The organism is Janthinobacterium sp. P210006, from assembly GCF_036231885.1.
Taxonomy (GTDB): domain Bacteria; phylum Pseudomonadota; class Gammaproteobacteria; order Burkholderiales; family Burkholderiaceae_D; genus Janthinobacterium; species Janthinobacterium violaceinigrum.
In genome coordinates, this window is record NZ_JAZARD010000001.1 from 1,102,008 (window position 1) to 1,125,543 (window position 23,536).

General features: G+C 64.3%; 19 protein-coding genes. 11 read left to right on the forward strand and 8 right to left on the reverse strand.

Annotation, left to right across the window (positions count from 1 at the left end; genetic code table 11):
• Positions 1 to 132 precede the first annotated feature (132 nt).
• Complete coding sequence (gene rpiA, locus VPH41_RS04920) at positions 133 to 810, forward strand: ribose-5-phosphate isomerase RpiA (RefSeq protein ID WP_152284975.1); 678 nt, start codon at positions 133 to 135, stop codon at positions 808 to 810.
• A gap of 32 nt (positions 811 to 842) precedes the next feature.
• On the opposite strand, the gene VPH41_RS04925 is transcribed toward rpiA, so the two are convergent.
• Both VPH41_RS04925 and VPH41_RS04930 read right to left on the reverse strand, forming a co-directional pair.
• A complete protein-coding gene (locus VPH41_RS04925; RefSeq protein WP_328569134.1) occupies positions 843 to 1,532 on the reverse strand; it encodes a DUF6622 family protein in 690 nt (229 codons plus the stop codon).
• Positions 1,533 to 1,552: 20 nt separating this feature from the next.
• The gene (locus VPH41_RS04930; RefSeq protein ID WP_034750797.1) at positions 1,553 to 1,825 is read right to left on the reverse strand and encodes an oxidative damage protection protein; all 273 of its coding nucleotides are present in this window, start codon (positions 1,823 to 1,825) and stop codon (positions 1,553 to 1,555) included.
• 219 nt (positions 1,826 to 2,044) lie between these two features.
• On the opposite strand from VPH41_RS04930, the gene kdsA reads away from it, so the two are divergent.
• Positions 2,045 to 2,890 carry a 3-deoxy-8-phosphooctulonate synthase gene (kdsA, locus tag VPH41_RS04935; RefSeq protein ID WP_328569135.1) on the forward strand — a complete coding sequence of 282 codons (846 nt, stop codon included), beginning with the start codon at positions 2,045 to 2,047 and terminating at the stop codon, positions 2,888 to 2,890.
• Positions 2,891 to 2,937: 47 nt separating this feature from the next.
• On the opposite strand, the gene argA is transcribed toward kdsA, so the two are convergent.
• On the reverse strand, positions 2,938 to 4,248 hold the full coding sequence (argA, locus tag VPH41_RS04940) for an amino-acid N-acetyltransferase (RefSeq protein WP_046685875.1): 1,311 nt from the start codon (positions 4,246 to 4,248) through the stop codon (positions 2,938 to 2,940).
• Positions 4,249 to 4,304: 56 nt separating this feature from the next.
• Here argA and hrpA point away from each other — a divergent pair, with 56 nt between their 5' ends.
• Complete coding sequence (gene hrpA, locus VPH41_RS04945) at positions 4,305 to 8,549, forward strand: ATP-dependent RNA helicase HrpA (RefSeq protein WP_328569136.1); 4,245 nt, start codon at positions 4,305 to 4,307, stop codon at positions 8,547 to 8,549.
• A 122-nt stretch (positions 8,550 to 8,671) separates the two neighbouring features.
• Here the strand turns inward: hrpA and VPH41_RS04950 are convergent, their stop codons facing one another.
• A complete protein-coding gene (locus VPH41_RS04950) occupies positions 8,672 to 9,268 on the reverse strand; it encodes a PRC-barrel domain-containing protein (RefSeq protein WP_328569137.1) in 597 nt (198 codons plus the stop codon).
• Positions 9,269 to 9,507: 239 nt separating this feature from the next.
• On the opposite strand from VPH41_RS04950, the gene VPH41_RS04955 reads away from it, so the two are divergent.
• The 3 genes from VPH41_RS04955 to VPH41_RS04965 all read left to right on the forward strand — a co-directional run bounded on the left by VPH41_RS04955 (position 9,508) and on the right by VPH41_RS04965 (position 14,351).
• Entirely contained in the window at positions 9,508 to 10,695 is a 1,188-nt protein-coding gene (locus VPH41_RS04955) for an extracellular catalytic domain type 1 short-chain-length polyhydroxyalkanoate depolymerase (RefSeq protein ID WP_328569138.1), read from the forward strand.
• A 324-nt stretch (positions 10,696 to 11,019) separates the two neighbouring features.
• Positions 11,020 to 12,234: an MFS transporter gene (locus VPH41_RS04960; protein WP_328569139.1), complete on the forward strand. Its 1,215-nt coding sequence runs from the start codon at positions 11,020 to 11,022 to the stop codon at positions 12,232 to 12,234.
• Positions 12,235 to 12,317: 83 nt separating this feature from the next.
• Entirely contained in the window at positions 12,318 to 14,351 is a 2,034-nt protein-coding gene (locus tag VPH41_RS04965; RefSeq protein WP_328569140.1) for a GNAT family N-acetyltransferase, read from the forward strand.
• A gap of 58 nt (positions 14,352 to 14,409) precedes the next feature.
• On the opposite strand, the gene VPH41_RS04970 is transcribed toward VPH41_RS04965, so the two are convergent.
• On the reverse strand, positions 14,410 to 15,675 hold the full coding sequence (locus tag VPH41_RS04970; protein ID WP_328569141.1) for a putative Na+/H+ antiporter: 1,266 nt from the start codon (positions 15,673 to 15,675) through the stop codon (positions 14,410 to 14,412).
• Between the two features lie 205 nt (positions 15,676 to 15,880).
• On the opposite strand from VPH41_RS04970, the gene imuA reads away from it, so the two are divergent.
• The 4 genes from imuA to VPH41_RS04990 all read left to right on the forward strand — a co-directional run bounded on the left by imuA (position 15,881) and on the right by VPH41_RS04990 (position 19,689).
• Complete coding sequence (imuA, locus tag VPH41_RS04975; RefSeq protein WP_328569616.1) at positions 15,881 to 16,591, forward strand: translesion DNA synthesis-associated protein ImuA; 711 nt, start codon at positions 15,881 to 15,883, stop codon at positions 16,589 to 16,591.
• Complete coding sequence (locus tag VPH41_RS04980; protein WP_328569142.1) at positions 16,521 to 18,008, forward strand: Y-family DNA polymerase; 1,488 nt, start codon at positions 16,521 to 16,523, stop codon at positions 18,006 to 18,008. The genes imuA and VPH41_RS04980 overlap by 71 nt, the downstream gene beginning before the upstream one ends.
• Before the next feature lie 116 nt (positions 18,009 to 18,124).
• Complete coding sequence (locus VPH41_RS04985; RefSeq protein WP_328569143.1) at positions 18,125 to 18,829, forward strand: glutathione S-transferase N-terminal domain-containing protein; 705 nt, start codon at positions 18,125 to 18,127, stop codon at positions 18,827 to 18,829.
• Positions 18,830 to 18,912: 83 nt separating this feature from the next.
• Positions 18,913 to 19,689 (forward strand): alpha/beta hydrolase family protein, encoded by a 777-nt coding sequence (locus VPH41_RS04990; protein WP_328569144.1) that lies wholly within the window; start codon positions 18,913 to 18,915, stop codon positions 19,687 to 19,689.
• 2 nt (positions 19,690 to 19,691) lie between these two features.
• Here VPH41_RS04990 and VPH41_RS04995 read toward each other — a convergent pair whose 3' ends face one another.
• The 3 genes from VPH41_RS04995 to VPH41_RS05005 all read right to left on the reverse strand — a co-directional run bounded on the left by VPH41_RS04995 (position 19,692) and on the right by VPH41_RS05005 (position 22,905).
• Positions 19,692 to 20,480, reverse strand: a complete 789-nt coding sequence (locus VPH41_RS04995; RefSeq protein WP_328569145.1) for a hypothetical protein — start codon at positions 20,478 to 20,480, stop codon at positions 19,692 to 19,694.
• Positions 20,481 to 20,563: 83 nt separating this feature from the next.
• Complete coding sequence (locus tag VPH41_RS05000) at positions 20,564 to 20,914, reverse strand: hypothetical protein (protein ID WP_328569146.1); 351 nt, start codon at positions 20,912 to 20,914, stop codon at positions 20,564 to 20,566.
• A 71-nt stretch (positions 20,915 to 20,985) separates the two neighbouring features.
• Positions 20,986 to 22,905, reverse strand: a complete 1,920-nt coding sequence (locus VPH41_RS05005) for a M61 family metallopeptidase (RefSeq protein WP_328569147.1) — start codon at positions 22,903 to 22,905, stop codon at positions 20,986 to 20,988.
• A 155-nt stretch (positions 22,906 to 23,060) separates the two neighbouring features.
• On the opposite strand from VPH41_RS05005, the gene VPH41_RS05010 reads away from it, so the two are divergent.
• Positions 23,061 to 23,522: an Hsp20 family protein gene (locus tag VPH41_RS05010; RefSeq protein WP_152284172.1), complete on the forward strand. Its 462-nt coding sequence runs from the start codon at positions 23,061 to 23,063 to the stop codon at positions 23,520 to 23,522.
• Positions 23,523 to 23,536 lie beyond the last annotated feature (14 nt).

Here is a 23,536-nt window from a genome sequence, read left to right on the forward strand (position 1 = left end):
CCGCGCAATTGCCCTGAGGCAAATTTTTCCCGCTTCACTGTTGTATCAAATCGAATGCTCGGTCATGATGGCCGGTTGGCCGGGCTGGCAATCCGTTAAAATAGCGCCATTCCTTACTTTAGCTTGAATGCCATGACCCAAGACGAATTGAAGCAAGCCGTAGCCCGCGCCGCCATAGCCTATGTGGTGGACGGTGAAATCATCGGTGTCGGTACCGGTTCCACCGCCAATTTTTTCATCGATGAGCTGGCCAAGATCAAGGACCGCATCAAGGGCACGGTCGCCTCGTCCGAGGCGACGGCCGCGCGCCTGGCAGGCCATGGCATTCCCGTCTTCGACCTGAATGACGTCGAATCGATCGCCGTCTACATCGACGGCGCCGATGAAATCACGGCCAGCGGCGCCATGATCAAGGGCGGCGGCGCGGCGTTGACGCGTGAAAAGATCGTGGCTTCCGTATCGAAACAGTTTGTCTGCATCGCCGACGGCTCCAAGCTGGTGAGCACCCTGGGCGCGTTCCCGCTGCCGGTGGAAGTGGTGCCGATGGCGCGCGCCGCCGTGTCGCGCCAGTTGGCCGCGCTGGGCGGCACGCCCCGCTTGCGCCTGAAGGCGGGCAGCACGGAAGCGTTCATTACCGACAACGGCGGCGAGATCATCGACGTGCTGGGCTTGCAGATCGCCGATCCGGTGGCGCTGGAACAGCAGATCAACCAGATCGTCGGCGTCATTGCCGTGGGCCTGTTCGCCGTGCGCGGCGCCAATGTTTGCCTGCTGGGCATGCCGGAAGGCGTGCGCACCCTGGCGTACTGAGGTGATCGCCGGCGTTTGCCGGCGTAGATGTTTTAGACGGCGGCCCCTTGCGGGCCGCTTGTCATTTGTGCCTGGCGGTACACGGCCACGGTGCGCAGCAGGCCGCCCAGGAAGATGCCGCTGAAGCAGCCATAGGCGAGGCAGATGGGTACCATGAAGCCGTTCGCCTGGGCATAGGCGGGGACGATGGCCAGGGTCACGGCCACGGCATATTTCATGCAGAAAATACTCATCATCAAGACCAGGGGCACCCAGCTGCCGGAGCGCTGCACGCTGCCCCGCTCGGGTATGGCGACGATCTTGCGCGGATCGGCCAAGGTCCAGGCCAGTGCCGCGCCGGCCAGGGCGCCGGCCACCCAGGCGAACGGCGCCATGCCGGCCAAGCCGAAACTGCCATGCACGCCGCTCAGGGACAGGGCCAGCATGACCAGGGGAATGATGCACAGCTTGCGCAAGGTCACTTCGCGGGCGCGGCTGGCCAGCACGCCGCGGTACACGAGAAAGCCCAGGATGGCCCAGACGTAGAGGGGAGTGTGGCTGAAGATTTGCTGCAACATGGTGTCCGCCTTGGTGTGAGGTTGTCGATGGACGTACTGTGCCAGCGGGCGGCGCGGACGGCGAGGCGGATGCGACGAAACGGGAAAGGTCTGCCGTGAAACAGCGTCAGGCGGCGTGAAACGGGAAGGGATGAGGCGGGAAGCTGCCCGCGGCGCGGCGGCCACGGGCGGGAGTAGCGAAAAACTTACTCGGTTGGGGGCACGTAGCCCATGGCCGCATCGGCGCCATCGCCGAAGAAATGCTTTTCCATCTGTGTGGCCAGGTATTTGCGGGCGCGCGCGTCGGCCAGGTTCAGACGGTTTTCATTGACCAGCATGGTCTGGTGCTTGAGCCAGGCAGCCCAGGCTTCTTTCGACACCGATTCGTAAATTTTCTTGCCCAGTTCGCCCGGGTACGGCGGGAAGTCCAGTCCTTCGGCTTCCTTGTTGAGTTTGATGCAGTGGATCGTGCGGGCCATCTGTGCTCCTGAATCAGTGTAGAGATAAAGCGTGATTATAAGGCACTTTGCGCCAGCCCTCGCGGGGCCGTCGCGGCCCGGCGACAGGCCGTTTGCCGCGCCCTTGCGCTGGATCAAATTTGATCTGTACCGTCCTAGCTAGTAAGATGCCTTATCGCGCCAGCCGCTGGCGGCGCCTCGTCCAACCCAGTAGTAGCAATTAACCAAGATGGAATCCCTATGACCTCAGTGAAAGTCCATGGCATCGATGTCAGCAATACAGGCAGCTTTGCGCTGTTTGGCGGCATCAACGTGCTCGAATCGCGCGATCTTGCCATGCGCGCCTGCGAAGAATATGTGCGCGTGACGCAAAAACTGGGCATTCCCTATGTGTTCAAGGCCAGTTTCGACAAGGCCAACCGTTCATCGATCCATTCCTACCGCGGCCCGGGCCTGGAAGAAGGCATGCGCATCTTCCAGGACGTGAAAGCGGCGTTCGGCGTGCCTGTGATTACCGACGTGCATGAGCCATGGCAGGCCCAGCAAGTGGCCGAAGTGGTGGACGTGCTGCAATTGCCCGCCTTTCTGGCGCGCCAGACGGACCTCGTCGTGGCCCTGGCGAAAACCGGTAAAGTGATCAACATCAAGAAGCCGCAGTTCCTCAGCCCTGGCCAGATGGCCAATATCGTCGAGAAATTCAAGGAAGCGGGCAACGATCAACTGATCCTGTGCGACCGAGGCACCTGCCTCGGCTACGACAACCTGGTGGTCGACATGCTGGGCTTTGGCGTCATGAAAAAAACCTGCGACGACCTGCCTATCATCTTCGACGTCACGCATGCGTTGCAGCAACGCGATCCCGGCGGCGCCGCCTCGGGCGGCCGCCGCCAGCAAGTGGCGGACCTGGCCCGCGCCGGCCTGGCCGTCGGCATTGCCGGCCTGTTCCTGGAAGCACACCCCGACCCCGACAACGCCCGCTGCGACGGCCCCAGCGCCTTGCCGCTGGACCAGCTGGAACCGTTCCTGGTGCAATTGAAGGCGCTCGACGATCTGGTCAAATCGTTTGCCCCGCTGAACATCAAGTAATGATGTTCCAGTAATGAAAAAGCCCGGCATGCCGGGCTTTTTCAGTTTTACAGTGTCTTGATCAGTACTTGGGATTTACGTTGCCAGTTATACATATGCTGGCGGTCCTTCGGCAAATCGTCGACCGTGGCCGGCACAAAGCCCCGTTTCTTGAACCAGTGCGAAGTGCGCGTGGTCAGCACGAACAGCTTGTTCAGGCCGGCGGCACGGGCGCGGTTTTCCATGTGTTTCAGGATGCGCTCGCCATCGCCCTGGGCTTGCACTTCCGGGTTCACCGTCAAACATGCCATTTCTGCCATCTTTTGCGCGGGGAACGGGTACAGGGCGGCGCAGCCGAAGATGACGCCGTCATGCTCGATGACGGAAAAATAATCGATTTCGCGCTCGATCAGCTCGCGGCCCCGCTTGACCAGCGTGCCGTCCGCTTCCAGCGGTTCGATCAGCTTGATGATGCCGCCCACGTCTTCGATGGTGGCCTGGCGCAGGCTTTCCAGGTTTTCATGGCTGATCATGGTGCCCACGCCATCATGGGTAAACAATTCCAGCAGGGCGGAACCGTCCATCGAGAACGGCACGATGTGCGAGCGCTCGACGCCGTTGTGGCATGCCTTGACGCAATGTTTCAAGTAAAACGCCGTGGCATCGGGCAAGAAGCCGGCCATCAGCACGGCTTCGGCCTGGTGCGACGACAGTTCGCGGATTTCCACGCCCGTGGCGTCTTCCATCATCGGTGTTTCCGTGATGAAAATCAGTTTGTCCGCATGCAGGGCGATGGCGGCGCTGCAGGCCACGTCTTCCATGGTCAGGTTGAATGCTTCGCCCGTGGGCGAGAAGCCCAGCGGCGACAGCAGCACCAGGCCGTCCGAACCGAGGATGGAGTGGATAGTTTCGGCGTCGACCTTGCGCGTGATGCCCGTCAGTTCCAGGTCCACGCCATCGATCACGCCCAGCGGGCGCGCCGTGATGAAGTTGCCGGAAATGATACGGATGGCCGCATGCGACATGGGCGTGTTCGGCAAGCCCTGGCTGAACGCGGCCTCGATATCGAGGCGCAGTTCGCCGGCAGCTTCCTTCGCGCATTCCAGTGCGGCGATGTCCGTGATGCGCACGCCGTTGTGGAAGCGGCCTTCGACGTTACGCAAGGCCAGTTGTTCCGCCACCTGCGGCCGCGAGCCGTAGACGACGGTGACATTGATGTCCAGCGCATGCAGCAGGGATAAATCATGGGCCAGCACCTGCAGCGCCCCGGCGCTGACGAGTTCACCGGGGAAGGCGACCACGAAGGTCTTGCCGCGAAAGGCGTGGATGTAGGGCGCGACTGAGCGCAGCCATTGGACGAATTGGGTAGGGTTTTCCATTAAGCGCATTATAATTCGCTGCGCGATGTGCGCGCTTAAAATACCTGTAAAAAACAATGTCTTCAGCCAGCAATAAGTCTTCCCCTCTTTCCACCGTTGCAAATGTGCCCGCCAGCGGGGATGTTTCCGCGCCTGCCGCCACGCCTGCGCAGGGCCGCCAGCGCCCGCCCGTGAGCCAGCAACGGCAGCAAGCACCGCGCGCGGAACAGCAGAAACAGCAACAGCAGCAGCGCGCGACAGAGGGCAGGTCCCAGGCCGCGCGTCCACCGCGCGAGGGGCAGGCGCCCCGCCATGAGCCGGCCAGCCGCGAAAGCCGCGAAGCCCGTGACGCGGCCCGCGCCGCGCGCGAAGCCGAGAAAGCCTTCCGCAATCCGCTGCCGCCGATCACGTATCCGGAAGACTTGCCCGTCTCGGGCCGGCGCGAAGAGATCGCCAAGGCCTTGATGGAAAACCAGGTGATCATCGTGTCGGGCGAGACGGGCTCGGGCAAGACGACGCAGCTGCCGAAGATCTGCCTGGAACTGGGACGGGGCCAGAAGGGCCTGATCGGCCACACGCAGCCGCGCCGCATCGCCGCCTCGTCGACGGCCAAGCGCATCGCGCAGGAACTGGGCACGCCCCTGGGCGAAACCGTGGGTTTTAAAGTCCGCTTTGCCGACACGTTGACGAAGGGCGCGTCCGTCAAGCTGATGACGGACGGTATCCTGCTGGCCGAGACGCAGACCGACCCGTTGTTGAAAAATTACGACACCATCATCATCGATGAAGCGCACGAACGCAGCCTGAACATCGACTTCCTGCTTGGCTATCTGAAGCAGCTGCTGCCGCGCCGGCCGGATTTGAAGATCATCATCACGTCGGCCACCATCGACGCGGAACGTTTCGCGCGCCATTTCGGCACGCCGGAAAGACCCGCGCCCGTGATCGAAGTGTCGGGCCGCCTGTACCAGGTGGAAGTGCGCTACCGTCCCGTGGAACGGGAGCAGGTGGCCATGCCGGGTGCCGGCAGCAATGCCGACAAGCCAGGGCAAAGGACCGCTGCCGCGCGTGAAAAGCGCGACCTGATGGATGCCGTCGTCGATGGCGTGGAAGAGCTGTGCCGCATCGGTTCGGGCGACGTGCTGGTGTTCCTGCCGGGCGAGCGCGAAATCCGCGACTGCGCCGAAGCGCTGCGCAAGCACCACCCGCCGCATGTGGAGATCCTGCCCCTGTTCGCCCGCCTGTCGGCCGAGGAGCAGGAGCGCGTCTTCAAGACCAGCAATGCGCGCCGCATCGTGCTGGCCACTAACGTGGCGGAAACGTCGCTGACCGTGCCCGGCATCCGCTACGTGGTCGATGCGGGCCTGGCCCGCGTGAAACGCTACAGCTACCGCAACAAGGTGGAGCAGCTGCAGGTCGAGCCGATCGCCCAGTCCGCCGCCAACCAGCGCGCCGGACGTTGCGGCCGCGTGGCCGACGGCGTCTGCATCCGCCTGTACGAAGAGCAGGATTATCTGCTGCGGCCGAAATTCACGGAGCCGGAAATCCTGCGCTCCTCGCTGGCGGCCGTCATCCTGCGCATGAAGTCCCTGCACCTGACGGACGTGGAAACCTTCCCGTTCATCGAGCCGCCGCTGGCGCGTGCCGTGGCCGACGGCTACCAGCTGCTGCAGGAACTGGGCGCCGTCGATGAAGTCAATAAACTCACGCCGCTGGGCAACAAGCTGGCCAAGCTGCCGCTGGACCCGCGCGTGGGCCGCATGATCCTCGCCGCGCTCGATAACGCGTGCCTGACGGAAGTGCTGATCGTCGCCTCGGCCCTGTCCGTGCAGGATCCGCGCGACCGCCCGATGGAACACCAGCAGGCGGCCGACGAGGCGCACAAGAAATTTGCCGATGAAAAGTCGGAATTCCTCAGCTATTTGAAAATCTGGCGCTGGTTCGAATCCGCCATCGAGCACAAGAAAACCAACCGCCAGCTGCAGGACAATTGCCGCACGAATTTCCTGTCGCAGATGCGCTTGCGCGAATGGCGCGACGTGCACTCGCAGTTGCTGACCATCGTCAAGGAGCAGGGCTGGCGCCTGAACGAAGCGCCCGCCACCTACGACAACCTGCACATGGCCTTGCTGACCGGCTTGCTGGGCAATATCGGTTTCAAGGGCGAGGACGAGCCGGGCGCGGGCTACCTGGGCGCGCGCGGCATCAAGTTCCATATCTGGCCCGGTTCCTCGCTGCTGAAAAAGCCGGGCAAGTGGATCATGGCGGCCGAACTGGTCGACACCACGCGCCTGTACGCGCGCTGCGTGGCGCAGATCCAGCCCGAGTGGCTGGAAAAGGTGGGCGAGCACCTGTTGAAGAAATCGTGGGGCGAGCCGCGCTGGGAAAAGCGCTCGGCACAGGTGACGGCGTCCGAACGGGCGACTCTGTATGGCCTGGTGGTGTACAGCCAGCGCCGCATCAATTACGGCAATTTCAACTTGCCGGAAGCGCGCGAGATTTTCATCCGCGATGCGCTCGTGGGCGGTGACTTCGATACGCGCGCGCCGTTCTTTGCGCACAACCATAAACTGATCAAGGACATCGAAAACCTCGAGCACAAGTCGCGCCGCCTGGACGTGCTGGTCGACGATGAATTGATCGCCGCCTTCTACGACAAGCTGCTGCCGGCGGACGTGTGCAATGGCGCCGGTTTCGAAAAATGGCACAAGGAAGCCACGCGCGACAATCCGAAGCTGCTGTACCTGAACCGCGAAGAGCTGATGCGCCACGAGGCGGCCGGCGTGACGACGGATCTGTTCCCGAAAACCATGTCCGTGACGGGCCTGGAAATGGGCCTCACCTACCACTTCGAGCCGGGCAGCGTGCGCGATGGCGTGACCTTGAGCGTGCCGCTGTATGCGCTGAACCAGTTGCCGCGCGAGCGCTGCGAATGGCTGGTGCCGGGCATGCTGAAGGAAAAAGTGCATTTGCTGCTGAAATCGCTGCCGCAAAAGCTGCGCCGCCACTGCGTGCCGCTGCCTGACTATGCGGCCAAGTTCTGCGAGCGCGTGCATGAAGCGGGCGTGTTTGGGCGCGGCGACCTGGTCGACGCCATCATCGCGGACATCCGCACGCAAATCACGATCAACGTGCTGACGACGGACTTCAAGCCGGAAACCCTGCCTGCCCATCACTTCATGAACTTCAAGGTGATCGACGAGCACGGCCGCCAGCTGGACATGGGCCGCAACCTGGCTACCCTGCAGGCGGAATTCGGCGGTCAGGCGCGCCAGAGTTTCCAGAAACTGGCCGAAGTGTCGGGCGTGTCCGGCACGGGTACGCCGGGTGCCAAGGTGGCGGGCGCGCAAGTGGCGTCGCGGCTGCAGGCGCAGGCGCAGGGCGCTACTGCCGCCGCAGGCAAGGGCGGCGCACCGGCCAAGGGCGCAGCGACCGCTGCCGCACCGGCGTCAGGCAATGCCACCGTCTCGCAGCACATGGGTTTGACGGGCTGGACCTTTGGCGAATTGCCGGAATTGCTCGAAATCGTGCAGGGCAAGCTGACACTGATCGGTTTCCCCGCCCTGGTCGACAAGGGCACGCATTGCGACCTGGAAGTGTTCGACGACCCGACCGTGGCTGCCCGCACGCACAAGATCGGTTTGCGCCGCCTGTTCGCGCTGCAAATGAAGGAGCAGATCAAGTACGTCGAGAAAAGCATCCCCGGCTTGCAGCAGATGGGCATGCAATTCATGGCCCTGGGTTCGCAGGAAGAGTTGCGCGAGCAAATCATCAACAAGGCGCTCGACATCGCTTGCCTGCAAGATCCGCTGCCGCTGGACGCCGCCTCGTTTGCCAAGCGCCAGGCGGAGGGCAAGTCGCGCCTGGTCCTGCTGGTCAATGAAATCGCCCGCCTGCTATCGCAAGTGCTGACGGAATTCCACGGCTTGCCCAAGCGCCTGCAGAATATTCCCGCAGCGGCCGCCACCGATATCCAGTCGCAGCTGCAGGGACTCGTGCACAAGCGCTTCCTGACGGAAAACGAGTACACGCAACTGGCGCATTTCCCCCGCTACCTGAAGGCGATCAATGTGCGCCTGGAAAAACTGCGGGCCGACCCCGCGCGCGACACCAAGTTGATGGCCGAATGGCAATCGGCCGCCGCGCCATACTTGCGCCAGACCAAGGACCGCCAGGCCGGCAAGAATACGGACCCGAAACTGGTCGATTTCCGCTGGATGCTGGAAGAGCTGCGCGTGTCGCTGTTTGCGCAGGAATTGCGCACGCCGATGCCGGTGTCTGCCAAACGTCTGCAGAAGGTATGGGAGTCGATGCAACGCTAGGTTCCTAAGCCCCAGGCAAATACTGGGGTCGTACCCTCAGGGTACGACCCCGGCCCTTGTCTCGGTTTCCAGAGGCACTGTGATGCTGACGTCGGGCAGCAATGTAGTCGGATTACGCTCCGCTAATCCGACCTACGTTTGTCGAACTCTTCATCACCGAGTGCCGAGCGCGAACCCTGGTCGCCCTGGCTGCCGCCCGTACCGGCGCGGCTGCCGCTCATGGATCCGCCCGACATGCTGCCTTCGCTGCCCGATTGCAGGCTGGCGCCGCCCCGCAGGTCGCTTCCCGGCGGCATGCGGCTGCCCGCCATGGCGCCGCTGCCGTAGCGCATGCCGCTGCCATAGAAGGCTTCCATCTGCTGGTTCCACGCGTCGCTGCCCATGTCGGGCCAGTTGTTCTTGTCGAAGCCCGGTGCGTCTTTCAACTGGTTTTTTTCCACGTTGAGTAAAAAACGCTTGTTGACGGGGTCCAGGGTCAGGCGTTCCCAGGGCACGGCAAACAGCTTGTCGCCCATGCCCAGGAGGCCGCCGAAGGACAGTACGGCATAGGCGATCTGGCCGGTGCGCATGTCGAGCATGATTTCCTTGATGTCGCCCAGTTCCTCGTCGCTGTGATTGTAGACATCGTCGCCGATCAGGGTGTCGGCCCCCATCAGGGCCGGCCCCGGGCCGTCGTGGTTGCGGTATATGCCCAAGATGTCGCGGTCCAGATAGCTCATGGTGTTCTCTCCTGTCGTGAAGTGCTGATCGAGCACCCAGATTACGCAGGCGCTCAAGGTCGCATTTGATCTGCCTCAATGGTGCCAGCGGCACTTTTATAAGCGTGCGAACGTACGGTGTTGCCAGCCAAGTGCGGTACTCTATGCATTCTACGGAGGAGGCCGCACATGCTGACGATGCAACGATGCACAGGGATGAACTGGCGGTACGCTCCACAACCACACGCGCGCCACTTGCCATGGTGAAGCCCGCCACCAAATGGCTGCGCGGGCTCTTGCGCGCCGGTAAGGCGCAACAGCGCACGGCAACCAAGCTGGCCAAGGTGCTGTTCGGCCCCGTGCCGGCCAAGCCCAAGGCTCAACCCCGCAGAAAGACGGCGGCCAAGACCGTGGTCAAGCCGCGCGCCAGGCCCGCCGGCGATGCGCTGTCCTCGCTGGCGCCCTTCGCCACGCCCCTGTCGCCCCCGCGCGCGCGCAAACGCCCGGCGCCCCCGCCCGGCAAGTGGCTGGCGGCCCACTATGCGCCGTTGCCGGAACTGGGGCAGTTGCCGGGCCGGCGCCTGCCGTATTTCCTGTACCTGCCCGACAAGGCGCCGAGCGCCGCCATGCGCAGCCGGGGCCGGCCGCTGCTGGTGATGCTGCACGGCTGCGAGCAGAGCGCCACGCAGTTTGCCGAAGGCACGCGCATGAACCGCCTGGCCGAACGCAAGGGCTATGCCGTGCTGTATCCGCAGCAATCGCTGCGTTCGCATGCGCGCCGCTGCTGGAAGTGGTACGACAAGCTGACGCAGGATGGGGGCGGCGACGTGCGCCTGATCGTCGGCGCCATCGAGCAGGTGGCGGCCCGGTACGCGATCGACCGGGCGCGCATCTATATCTGCGGCATTTCCGCCGGCGCCGGCATGGCCCATATCGTGGCCCTGAACCATCCCCATCTGTTCGCCGCGCTGGGCCTGCATTCCGGGCCCGTGTTTGGTGCCGGCCATAATCTGATCGGCGCGCTGCAGGTGATGCAGCACGGCGCCGCGGCCCGTGCCGATGCGGCCATCGATGAAGTGCTGGCGCGCCAGCCCGCGTTTCCCCGCCTGCCCGCCATCCTGCTGCAAGGGCAGGCCGACAAGGTGGTGCGGCCCATCAACCAGACGCAACTGGTGCGCCAGTGCGTGCGCGTGAACCGCCTGCCAGCCGATACCGTGGTGACGGCGCAGCGCCTGCCCGGCGGCGCGGCGGGCGGGCGCAATCCGGCCCATGCGTACGCTTTGCACGATTATCAGGTGGGCAAGCAGGTGCTGCTGCGCGTGGCGCAGGTCGAGCACCTCGAGCATGCGTGGAGCGGCGGCGACGCCAGCCTGCCGTTCAACGACAAGGCCAAACCCGACGCCAGCAAGATGCTGCTCGATTTCTTCGCCAGCCACCGCCGCGCCTGAGACGGCGTGTCGGTTCGTGTCGCGCTGCGACAGGCAGGCACTGGTACGCATCGCTTTTCCCTTCCCTGCATCGCCGGCCGCGCCGCCGCATGGCCGCGCCGGCGCGCTGGCGCAGCCTTTTTCGGGTCCGGCGCCAAATGCCGCATAACTGCGCGTTTCCCGTAAGTGGTATTGCTGCGGTATTTAAAAATCACAAAAACAGGCGATAAAAATAGTAATTGGTATACAATTGGTACACGTTTTCAGTGTCGACTCTGATCGGCCGTCCCATGCCCTGACGGCCGACATGCACTGACGGCAGCCACCCACGTTACGGAACGCGCCATGTCCATCAAGTCCAAGCAGTTGCTGTGGTTTTTTGCGTTTTTTCTCGTCTTTGAACTGAATATCTATCTGTCCAATGACATGATCATGCCGGCGATGCTGGGCATCGTCGGCGAGTTCCAGGCGGAAAACAAGTTCGTTCCCCTGTCCCTGAGCCTGTATCTGCTGGGCGGCAGTTCCCTGCAGATTTTCCTGGGTCCGCTGGCCGACTGCATCGGCAAGCGCAAGCTCGTCTTGACCGGCAATGCCTTGTTCCTGCTGGCCACGCTGGCCGTGCCGTTTTCCGCCTCGATCGAGCAATTTCTCGTGCTGCGTTTCATCCAGGGCATGGGCTGCTGCTTCATCTTCGTCGGCTATGCCATGATCCATGAGCTGTTCGACGACATGGCAGCCGTCAAGCTGAGCAGCATCCTGTCGAGCACCACCATCCTCGCGCCCCTGGCCGGTCCCATCCTGGGCAGCGCCATCATCAGCCGGCTGGACTGGCGCTACGTGTTTTTCCTTTCCGGCCTGCTGGCGCTGCTGTCCTTGCTGGGCCTGTTCAAGACCATGCCGCGCGCGCCGGCGGCGGTGGCGCGGCTGGACCTGGGCGCCATCGTGCGCAGCTACGCGGCCATTTTCAGCAATCGGCGCTTCATGTTCGGCATGTTCACGGCCGGGCTGGCCACCGTGCCCCTGACGGCCTGGATCGGCTTTTCGCCCATCTTCGTGCTGCAGGAGATGGGCGCGTCCTACGCCACGTATATCGCGCTGCAATGCGTGATCCTGTCCGGCTTTGTGCTCAGCAGCATCGCCATCCAGCGCCTGCGGCAGGATTTCCCCCTCGTCTACCTGCTGCGCCTGGGCGGGCTGATCGCGGCGGCCGGCATGCTGGGCGCGGGCGCGGGCCGCCATCACGTCGATGTGTTTGCGGCCTGCATGTTTGTCTATTCCATCGGCTTCGGCCTGTTCAACGGCGCCCTGATCCGTAGCGCGATTACGGCCAGCAAGGAATCGATGACACTGACGACGGCCGCCATGAGCTTGCTGTACTGCATCTATCTGTCCGCCTGGCTGCAGCTGTACAACGTGCTGTGCCAGCGCTTCGGCTATGCGCTGGAAACGTATGCGCTGCTGAATGTCCCCGTCATCGTGGTCATCGCCGCCTGCCTGCTGCTGTTTACGCGGGGCATGGCGGGGGGCCGGGAAAGCGAGGTGCGGCTGGCCCGGCACTGATGGCGCAACGCTGCGCATGTTGTTGACGTGGATTTACCCCCTGTGAAGCTTATTGACACTCTCCTGCGGAAAATGGTGCGCTCATGAAAATAGATGACCTGGCCTCGAAACACGATCAAGCAAAGATTTTCAACCTGGAATACGAGTTCCGCATCAACCGGCTGAAACTCGATTACATCACCCTGGCCGACGTCCGCCCGGCCGGCAGCGACCTGGAACAGCTGGCCGCGGAGCACCAGGCGGGCATCGCCGCCCTGCGCAGCTTCGTCGCCCTGAACTTCAACCATTTCAATGCGGCAAGCTGTTCCTCGCTCAGCTGCATCCCCACGCGCGCGCTCGGCGACGACGAGCGCTACCTGCACCGCATCTGGATGGGCGGACCGCTGCCCGCCATCGCCGGCGACGCCATCGAACAGTGGGGCGCGGCGCTCGACGACGTGCGGCACAACGGCGGCGCGCCGTATGTCTCCATCCTGTGGGCCTGGGATGCACAGCAGCTGCGCAATGACGAGCGCTTCAGCCCCACGGGCGGCGCCGGGCGCTACACGATAGGCCGCTACGCGATCGGCGGCACGACCCTGCATATCAACTCGCTGCGCGCGCTGGCGCTGGACTTCGCGCCGGCCCGCTTCGACTTGCTCGACACCCTGCATACGCAGCGCTACTTCGCCACCCTGTCCGATTATTTCCGCATCCTCATCATGTGCGAATACGGCGGCATGTATATGGATGTCGATACGATCCCCCATAACCCGGCGACGATTTTCCTGATGAAGCCGGAAGTGCCCGACTATTTCCAGCACGGGGACGGCGACGGCGAAGCGCGCCGGCATGTGAGCTGGATGAATCTGTTTCTCGATGAAACGGGCATGCTGATCGCCAAGAAGAACGATGCGGCGCTGCGCGTGATCCAGCGCAATGTGAACCTCGCCTATGCGGGCATCGAGGGCGAGATTCCCCGTTCCTGCCCGCAATTCGAGGCGCGGCTGTTCGGCCAGTTCTATGCCGAATGGAAGAAAAACCTGGGCGTGACCCTGCTCAGCCATGCCGAGTTCTACCAGCGCTATTGCGTGCTGTATGACGGCGTGCGCGAAGCGGTGGCGGGCGGCATCCGCGGCATGCGTTTGCTGGACGATATCATTACCGATATGCACATCCCCTTGAGCGACGAAGAGCGGCGCGCCTATGCGCGCTGCGTGGCCAGGCTCGATGAAATCGACTGGCAGCTGGACGATCCTTTGAACCTGGTCAATATCGTCGATGTATTCGATATCGAGGAAGTGCCGCGCATGGCGTATGCGGCTCAGCTGCGGGCGGAAATCGACCATTTCCACTATTACTCGGTGCTGTCGGACGACCCGCAGCTGGACCGCGTGAATGACGTCTTTTGCCGCTACCTGCTGGCCCACCGTTCGCAGCATATTGCCGCCGGTAATTTCTGGCGCCCCACCGTGGGCCGCCATGCCAGCCGCCTGCCCATGGCCAGCGACGTGGCCGCGCCCGATGAGGACGGCCAGGCGGGTCTGCTGTCGCATGCGCCGCTCAGGCTGGTGCCGGGCGAACTGCTGGGCGACGAGGCGAAGAACCGCATGGCAAAGCTGCTGTTTGCCACCAGTTACCTCGAATACTGTTCCTTTGGAAATAAGCTCAACCTGCAGTTCGTCGAATTGCAGCGGCGGCAGAACATCGACCCGTACCTGGCGCACATCCACGGCCTGCATGACGAGGACGAACGCTTCATCGGCTTTTTCACGGCCGCGACGATGGCCGAGTTCCAGGCTTGCGGCGCCGTCTCGTATTACCGCGACGACATGAAGGCGCTCGACGATGCGTATGACGCCTTCGTGCTCGCGCATGCGCGCGCCGACGACTGTTTCGTCAGCAGCCTGGCCATCGACGAGAAATACCGGGGGCAGGGCCTGTTCCGGCAAATGTTCCATGAAATCCGCGACCTGGCCAGCCGCAAGGGCTGTGCGCGCATCACCTTGACGGTGTGGGAAAAGAGCGAAGCGCTGCAAGTGTATCTGCACAAGGGTTTTCGCAGCGTGGGCACGTTCGATTATGCCTACAGCCTGTTTTACGACCGGCTGCACTTCCTCGTGTATGAGGGCAACTAAGGAAACCGGGGAGGGACGAGGGGAGCAGGGGCGGCCGGCAGCCGCCCCGTGCGCAAGCTTACAGGGCCAGGAAGGCCAGGGCCGCCACGGCCGTCGGCAGCAGGGCGCCCGCCAGCAGGCCGACGGCGCCGATCGACTCATCCTTGAAGCCGCGGCGCAGCAGGGCCACGCCGGCCGGATTCGGCGCGTTGGCGATGACGGTCAGGCCGCCGCCGGCCACGGCACCGGCCACCAGCATGTATTTCGCTTCGTCCGTCATGCCGACAATCAGCGAGCCCAGGTAAGTGAGGGCCGCATTGTCCGTAATCGCCGTCAAGCCCAGCGCGCCGAAGAACAGGGCCAGCGGTTTCAGGCTGGAAACGATGGGCTGCAGCCACCATTGCTGCATGCCGCCCAGCACCACCAGGCCGCCCAGGAAGAAGCCGACCAGCAAGCCCTCTTTAAGGATCAGGGGGCTTTGATAGCGCTCGTATGCCTGCACGAAACCGAGGAAGAACAGGAACAGGCCGACGAACAGCACGGGATGGTGCGCCAGGGCCACCACGCCGGCCAGCACGATCATGTGCACGAGGCTGACGGCCAGCGGCACTTTCGGCGCTTCCACGTCGCCCGCTTTCGGCTTGATGTCGGACGTATTGCTGTGCAGATATTTGCGCAGCAGGATGCTCACGCCCGTGGCGTTGACCAGCACGGCGATGGCGGCTTTCCAGCCGAAATGGCTGGCCATGTAGGCGCTGTCCCAGTTCCACGTGGTGGCCACCATCAGCACGGGCGGCGCCGCGTACGAAGTCAGGGTGCCGCCGATGGAAACGTTGACGAACAGTACGCCCAAGGCGCCATATTTCAGCCATTCAGGGATGCCCTGGCGAAAGATTTGCGGCGCCAGCATCAGCGCGGCCAGGGTCATGGCGGCCGGTTCCGTAATCATCGAGCCCGTCAGGGGCACCAGTGCCAGGCCCAGCCAGACGAGGGCCAGTTCCGTGCGCAGCGGCATCACGCGCGCCACCCCTTTGAGCAGGCGCTGCACGGCGTCGAGCACGGGGCGCGAGGCGGCCACCACCATGACGACAAAGACGAACAGCGGTTCCGTGTACTGGCGCGATTCGGCGTACTCGATGGCTGCATCGCCGCCCGAGACAAAGGCCATGACGATGATCAGAATAAAGGCCCAGAAGCCGAACACGACTTCTACTTCGCCCAGCAAATGCAGCAGGCCCGCATGGCGCGGGTGGCGGCTCGCCAATGTTTCAAACGACTTCGCGGCGAAGGTGTGGATGAGCGCAAGGCCGAAGACGATGGCGCTGATGATTTGGATGGTGGTCAAATGAGTTTCCTTATGGACGGAGGAAGCCGCCCGGTGCATTGCCGAGCGGTAAGGAGAGTGCTTATGGTACAGCAATCGATGTGAAAAACGGTGTTTTTCGGACGTGGCGGGACGACCTGCGGGTGGCGCTACGCAGATATGCCTTGCCAAAAGCAGGGTCAGATAGTACTGTATATGCATACAGTATTTATCTTTATGAATCATGATGCAACATTCCCAATTGATGGCCTCGCCGGAAGCCTTGCACCCGTCCCTGTGGCGTGCATCGCAGCTGGGGCAGGGTGCCACGCGCTGCCTTGACACGGGCTTTGCCGCCCTGTCCGCGCAGCTGCCCGGCGGTGGCTGGCCCTGCGGCAGCCTCATCGATCTGCTGGTGCAGCAGCCGGGCAGCGGCGAATTGCGGCTGCTGGCGCCCGCGCTGGCGCAGTTGCCGGGCTTGCCCATCGTGCTGCTGCAGCCGCCCCATCCGCCGCAGGCGCTGGCCCTGGCCGCACAGGGGCTGGCGCCATCGCAGCTGCTGTGGCTCAAGAGCGCCGGCAGCAAGGATGCCTTGTGGGCGGCGGAAAACATCTTGCGCAGCGGCAGTTGCGGCGCCTTGCTGTTCTGGCAATCGCACGTGCGCGCCGACAGCCTGCGCCGCCTGCACCTGGCCGCGCAAGGGGGCAACACCGTGTTCTGCATGCTGCGCCCCTTGCACGGCGCGCAGGATGCGTCGCCGGCGCCGCTGCGCCTGTCCTTGCGCCCGGCCGCCGGCGGCATCGAGATCGGCTTCATCAAGCGCCGGGGACCGCAGCGCGATGCGCCGCTGTTCCTGCCCCTGCAACCTCCTTCATTATTGCTGCGTCATGCGACTCTGGATCGGCCTGTGCCTGCCCCGGCTCCCGCTCGAAGTATTTTGCCCGCGCTGGTCGGCTGACCACCTGGGCGTGGTGCTGGAGCAGGAGCAAGTGATGGCCGTGTCGCCGCTGGCGCGGGATGCCGGCATCCGGCCCGGCATGCGCCGCGCGGGCGCGCTGATGCTGGCGCCGCAGGCGCGCCTGCACGAGCGCTCGCCCGAGCTGGAAGCGCAGGCCCTGCAAGCGGTGGCGCTGGCGCTGCTGCAATACTCGCCGCTGGTGGCGCAGGGCGAGGAAGCGACCCTGCTGGTCGATGCGGGGGCCAGCCTGCGCCTGTTCGGCGGCGTGCGCGCCCTGTGCCGGCAGATTGCGGCCAGCTTGCGCGCGCTGGGCTACACGGCCCAGCTGTCGTGCGCCCCCACGGCGCGCGGCGCCTGGCTGCTGGCGCGCGCCGGGACGCGCCGGGGCCGCGTGCTGGGCATGGCGAGTCTCGTGCGCCGCCTCGACGGCTTGCCGTGCGCCTTGCTGCCGCCCGCGCGCCCCTACCTGGACTGGCTGGAGGGCATCGGCTGCCGCACTATGGGACAGCTGCGCCATCTGCCCCGGCCCGGCTTGCAGCGCCGCTGCGGCGGTGCCTTGCTGGACATGCTCGACGATGCGCATGGCCACAGCACGGAACTGTTCCTGTGGCTCGAAGCGCCGCCCACGTTCCGCGCCAGCCTGGAACTGTTCGACCGCGTGGAGCATGCGGAAGCGCTGCTGTTCGGCGCGCGCCGCTTGCTGCAGCAGATGACGGGCTGGCTGTGTGCGCGGCAATTTGCCGTCGAGCGCATTCAGTTGCTGCTGGCCCATGAGCGGGGCAGGGTGGCGCGCCCGCCCACCGTCATCGACCTGGCCTTGGGCGAAGCCGTCTGGCGCGACGAGCATTTATTGCGCTTGCTCAAGGAGCGCCTGGCGCAGCTGGTACTGGACGCGCCCGTGATCGGCCTCACCCTGGAAGCGCTGCAGGTGCAGCCCATGGCGCCGCCCAGCGACACCCTGTTCCCCGAGCCGGGCGGTACGCCGCAGGAGCGCCAGCGCCTGATGGAATTGCTGGTGGCGCGCCTGGGTGCCGAGAATGTCTTGCAGGCGGCGCCACGCGCCGATTACCGGCCCGAAGCGGCCAACCAGTGGCTGCCGCTGCCGGCCAGGTCCGCTGCAAGAAACGCGGCGCCGGACTTGCCGCCCGGCTTGCCCGGCATGCCCCGTCCCGGCTGGCTGCTGGCCCAGCCCGTCGCCCTGCTGATGCGCGAACACCGGCCTTTCTATGGCTCACCCCTGAAAATGGTATCCGTGGCCGAGCGCATCGAGGCGGGCTGGTGGGGCCAGTCGCAGGCGCGCGATTATTTCATTGCCGAAGGCCTCGACCACGCCCACTACTGGGTCTACCGCGAACGCATCGCCGGCAGCGGCGAGGATGCCGCGCCGCGCTGGTTTTTGCATGGCTTGTTTGGCTGAACGGGGGGCGGGGGCAGGCACGGGCAAGCCGGTTCCGGCGCCGTCCAGCAGAAGCGGGGATGCTTGGCTATACTTGCTTCCCGGTGCCGCGTATTTAATTCAAGTAAAGGATTTCCATGTCACAGCTTTCCGATTTTCCCATCACCCAGAAGTGGCCTGCCCAGCATCCCGAGCGCCTGCAGCTGTACTCGCTGCCGACGCCGAACGGCATCAAGGTATCGATCCTGCTCGAAGAGCTGGGCCTGGCGTACGAGCCCCACCTGGTCAGCTTCGAACGCAACGAGCAGCTGTCGCCCGCCTTCCTGTCCCTCAATCCGAACAACAAGATTCCCGCCATCCTCGATCCGGACGGTCCCGATGGCAAGCCGCTGGCCCTGTTCGAGTCGGGCGCCATCCTGCTGTACCTGGCGGAAAAGACGGGCAAGTTCATCCCCCGGGACGCGGGCTTGCGCTACGAAACCATCCAGTGGCTGATGTTCCAGATGGGCGGTATCGGCCCCATGTTTGGCCAGGTGGGCTTCTTCCATAAATTTGCCGGCAAGGAGTACGAAGACAAGCGTCCGCTGGAACGCTATCTGGGCGAAGCGAAGCGGCTGTTGGGCGTGCTCGAGCAGCGCCTGCAGGGCCGCGACTGGATCATGGGCGGGCAATACACGATTGCCGACATCGCCATCTTCCCGTGGGTGCGCTGCCTGGTGGGATTCTACGGTGCGGGCGATCTGGTCGGCTTTGCCGATTTCCCGAACGTGCAGCGCGCGCTCGATGCCTTCCTTGCCCGTCCAGCCGTCATCAAGGGCCTCGATATCCCCAAGCGCGACTGATCTTGCCAGCCGCCTGCGGCGGCGGCCGGGCGGCGCTACAATGCGCCATCGGCCGCGCTGCGCGGCAGCTTTGATCTGAGACAATGAAATCCACCCGGCAAGATTTTCCCGGCGCGCACGGCCATGTGCTGGCGGCGCGCCTCGATGCGCCCGACGGCGCCATCCGCGCGTACGCGCTGTTCGCCCACTGTTTTACCTGCGGCAAGGACGTGCTGGCCGCGCGGCGCATCGCGCAAGGCTTGACGGAGCACGGCATCGCCGCGCTGCGCTTCGACTTCACGGGACTGGGCGCCAGCGAGGGCGAGTTTGCCGCTACCAATTTCTCGTCGAACGTGGACGACCTGGTCGCCGCCGCCGACTTTTTGCGGGCCAGGCACGCCGCGCCGCAATTGCTGATAGGCCACAGCCTGGGCGGCGCCGCCGTGCTGGCCGCCGCCGCGCAAGTGCCGGAAGCGACGGCCATCGCCACCCTGGCCGCCCCCAGCACGCCCGCTTACGTCACGCGCATGTTCAGCGGCCACCTGGCGCAGATCGCCGCCGAGGGCGAGGCGCTGGTGCAGCTGGAAGGGCGGCCGTTCCGCATCCGCCAGCAATTCGTCGACGATGCGGGCAGCCACAGCTTGAAAGACCACATCGCGGGCCTGCGCCGCGCCCTGCTGGTGATGCATGCGCCGAACGACACGACGGTGAGCCTGTCGAACGCGATGGATATCTTTACGGCCGCCAAGCACCCGAAAAGCTTCGTTTCGCTCGACGATTCCGACCACTTGCTGACGGGGCGCGATGACGCGGCCTATGTGGCCAATGTCATCGCCGCCTGGAGCGCGCGTTACCTGCAGGTAACGCCTCCTGCGCCATAGTTTCAGCTGCCCGCGGGTGCGGCCAGTTTTTTCCTGACAAGCAGAAACACGATGGCGCCCAGCGGCAAGGAAACGACGAATGTCCAGGGCTGGTAGGCGCTGGTGCCGGCGGCAGCGCCAAACAGCTGGATGGCGATGGGCAGGAACAGGTACTGTCCCGTCGCCCAGTTGAGCGACAGCCGGCCGAAGCCGATGCTGATGAACAACAGCCAGGGCCATTTCCTGACAGTCAGCTTGCTGCGCAGGCATAACACCAGGGTCGACAGGATCAGCAAAGGGGAGGCGATGGCAGCGCCGAGCACCAGATAGTGGGCCAGCGATTTGCCGCGCAGCGTGAAGGTCGCCTGCTCTTCCAGCGATGCCGTCTGCGGCGCCACGCTCAAGCCCATGATGGTGGCGTCAGTGCCATATTTTCTCAGCGTGATGGTGCTGACGATCCATTTTTCGGGATAGGCATACTCGAAGCTGACACGCAGCAATTGAGGCATATCGCGCTGCTCGATGCGCTGGTAGCCCACCACCTTGACGGACTGGGGTTCGCCTGCGGGGAAGACGGCGCTCAAGGCGGGCAGCGCCTGGCGGATCTGATCGCCGTTGTTGCCCGGCTCGGTTGCCATGCGTACATAGTCCAGCTGTTTTTCGCGCAGCAGGTCGCTGTAATGCCGTGCCAGCTGCTGGTCTTGCAGCGGCACTATCTGTTCAAACTCCTTGATCAGGTCGGGTTGCTGGCACCCGGCCAGCATGCAGAGCAGGAACGGCAGGACGCAGGTGCGCAGAAAGAGCAGGAACATGGGCAGGGGACGCAAGGGGACGATGAAAAACGCCGCCCCTGCAGGGGCAGGCGCGGCGCATGAACGGGGCAGGTGGCGAAGGCTCAGTCTTCGTCAAACTCTGCGGAAAGATCCTTCCAGCCCTTGCTGGCAGCAAAGGCGGAAAACTCTTCCGGCGCTTCCAGGACGATCAGTTTCTTGTCTTGCAGGCCCAGGTCGCCATGGCCGAAGTCGGGGCCTACATAGCCGAGGCTGCGCAAGCGGGCCAGGATGTGGCCGACCAGGGTCTTGTCCTTGCAGGCACCCGCTTCGAGCGGGGCGGCGAAATCGACGTAGACGTCGATGATGCCGTAGCCTTCGTCGAAGATGCGGATGGCCTTGATGTCGTGGGCACGGCCGGAGCCGTCGGTGGCCTTGAAGGGGCCGCTGAGCTGGATGTCGGTGTCATTGTTCATCTTGTCAGCATACACCAAAAGCGGCCCCCGCATAGGGGGCGCCGCGCAAAACCTTTGCCGATATCGCCGTCTCAGCGCGCTTGCAGGATGGCCGACAGGCGGTCGCGCGTGCCGGCAATGCGCTCCAGTTGCGGGTACTGCAAGCCGCCGTGGTAGTCGAGCGCCACCGTCTGGAATTGCTTGCCCTTGCGAACCAGCAAGTTGATCGGTTGCGGGCTGGCCTTGGCCGCCTGGATGGCCGCCTTCAGCAGCTTGGGCGTGTAGGCCGTGCCATTGACGGCGAGCAAAGTCGTGTTGCCGGACAAGCCCGCCTTGAAGGCGGGGCCGTCCCACAGCACTTTATCCAGCTTGCCATCCTTGGCGATGCTCAAGCCCAGCGAATACGTGAGGTCCGTGCGCTTGCTGCGCTCTTCCTCGGCTTTCAGGAACGGCGTGGGCGTGTCGCGGTAGACCAGTTTCCAGCCGGCCCGGGCCAGGCCGTCCAGCGGCGCGCCGGGGCCGTGGCCGTCCAGGCGCGTGCGCAGGAACGTGGCCCAGTCGTGCGGCTGCACGGCGTTCAGGGCCGCCACCACGTCCTCGAAGGTGTAGGGCAGGGGCGTGGTGCTGCCTTCCTGCACGCCGAAGAAGGCGCGCGCAAAGTCGTCGAGCGAGCGGCGCTCGCCGGACAGTTCGCGGATGGCGGTATCGACGTCGAGCCAGACCAGCGCGCCTTCCATGTAGTAGTCTTCATCGCGCTGCCAGCTGCTCCAGCCGATGGGGCGGCGGCCATTGATGATGGGATCGTTGGTCGTGTCCTGCATGGCGCGCCAGCTGCGCCCCGGCATCACGTCGTAATGGGCGGCCGTCGCGGCGAACAGGTCGCGCATGTGGGCCGGGGCCACCAGGCCGGAGCGGGCCGCCAGCACATTGCCCCAGTACTGCGTCTGGCCTTCGTAGACCCACAGCAAGCTGTTTTGCAGCGGCGTGTTGAAGTCGGGCGTGTCCTGGCCGGCCGGACGGCGGAACTTGCCATTCCACGAATGCGTGAGTTCGTGCGGCAGCAGCACGCGCTCCGCCTCGTTCTTGTCCCAGTCGCTGAAATAGCCAGGCTTGACACCGTTTTCGCTCGACTGCATGTGTTCGCGGCCAATGCCGCCGAACTCGTCGCTCAAGGCCAGCAGGAAATCATAGTGGCGGTAGTGGCGCGCGCCGAACAGTTTATAAGCTTGCTGCATCATCGCGCGGTGTTTCTCGACCTGCTGCGGCGTCGCTTCCAGGCTGTCGGCGCTGTCGGCCATCACATTCAGGTGCACGGGCACTGCGGCGCCCGGGTCGAGGTCGATGCGCGCGAAATGGCGCCCCGCGAAGACGGGCGAGTCGACCAGGGTGTCGAGGTCCAGCGCTTCGAAATCGATCTGCTGGCTGGCCGGCGTCGCCGCACGCGCGCGCACTTCCAGCGCGCTGGCAAATTCCCAGCCGGCCGGCAGGGTCAGGCTGGGCTGCACGACGATGTCGCGCGCGGCGCGCCCGGCCGGATACAGGGTCATCGCATGCCATTGCACGCCCAGCATGGCGCTGGTCATGGTGATGCGGCCCTGGCTCGTGTCGACGGGCGAGAGGAACTGGTATTGCGCTTCCACCGTGCTGGCGCCGGCCGGCACGTCCACGTGGAACGCGAACATGTTGACGGGGTCGCGCCGCCATTCCAGGGGCGCGCCATTGGCCGACAGGCGCAGGCCGGCCAGCTGGTTCAGGGGACCGCTGGGGCCGTGATTGCCCGGCACCCATTGCGGATACAGCAAGGTCAGCTTGCCTGGCACGGCGGGAATGCTTTCGCGGATGCTGAACAGCTGCTGCGCCACATTGCTGGCGTCGACGTGCAGCACGATGGGCGCGGGCGGGGCGGCGTGGGCGGAAGCGGCGACGAGAATGGCGAGGGACAGGCACAGGAGGGAACGGGCGTGGGGCATGGGGCGGGGCGGCGGCTGGATGGCAAAGGACGAGTCTAGCATTCTGTAAAAATTTCTTACAAATTTAGCGGCGACTGGGGCGTTTTTCGCCGATTTCAAGGCCTTGAAAGGGGCTGGGCAGGCCGTATATCGGTAACAGGCGGATGCTCATGGTGAGGTCCGCCCCTCTTATCGCTTTAATGAAAAGGATAGTTATCATGCGTACTTTTGACCTTGCTCCCCTGTACCGTTCCGCCATTGGCTTCGACCGCCTGGCACAGCTGCTCAACGAACAGCGCGCCGATGCACAGCCCAGCTACCCACCCTACAACATCGAACTGGTATCGGAAGATAAATACCGGATCGTGATGGCATTGGCCGGTTTTTCGCGCGAAGAGATCGACATCATCACGGAGCGCGATTCCCTGCACGTCACGGGCCGCAAGCAGAAGGATGGCGTCGAGCGCACGTTCTTGCACCGCGGCATCGCTGCCCGCGATTTCGAACAGCGTTTCCAGCTGGCCAACCATGTGAAGGTCACGGGCGCCACGTTTGAAAACGGCATGCTGACCATCGACCTGGTGCGCGAAGTGCCGGAAGCGCTGAAACCGCGCAAGATCGAGATCGGCACCGGCAGCGGCGCCACCGTCAGCACCCTGGAACAGCGCCAGGCAGCCTGATGCGATCTGAGTGA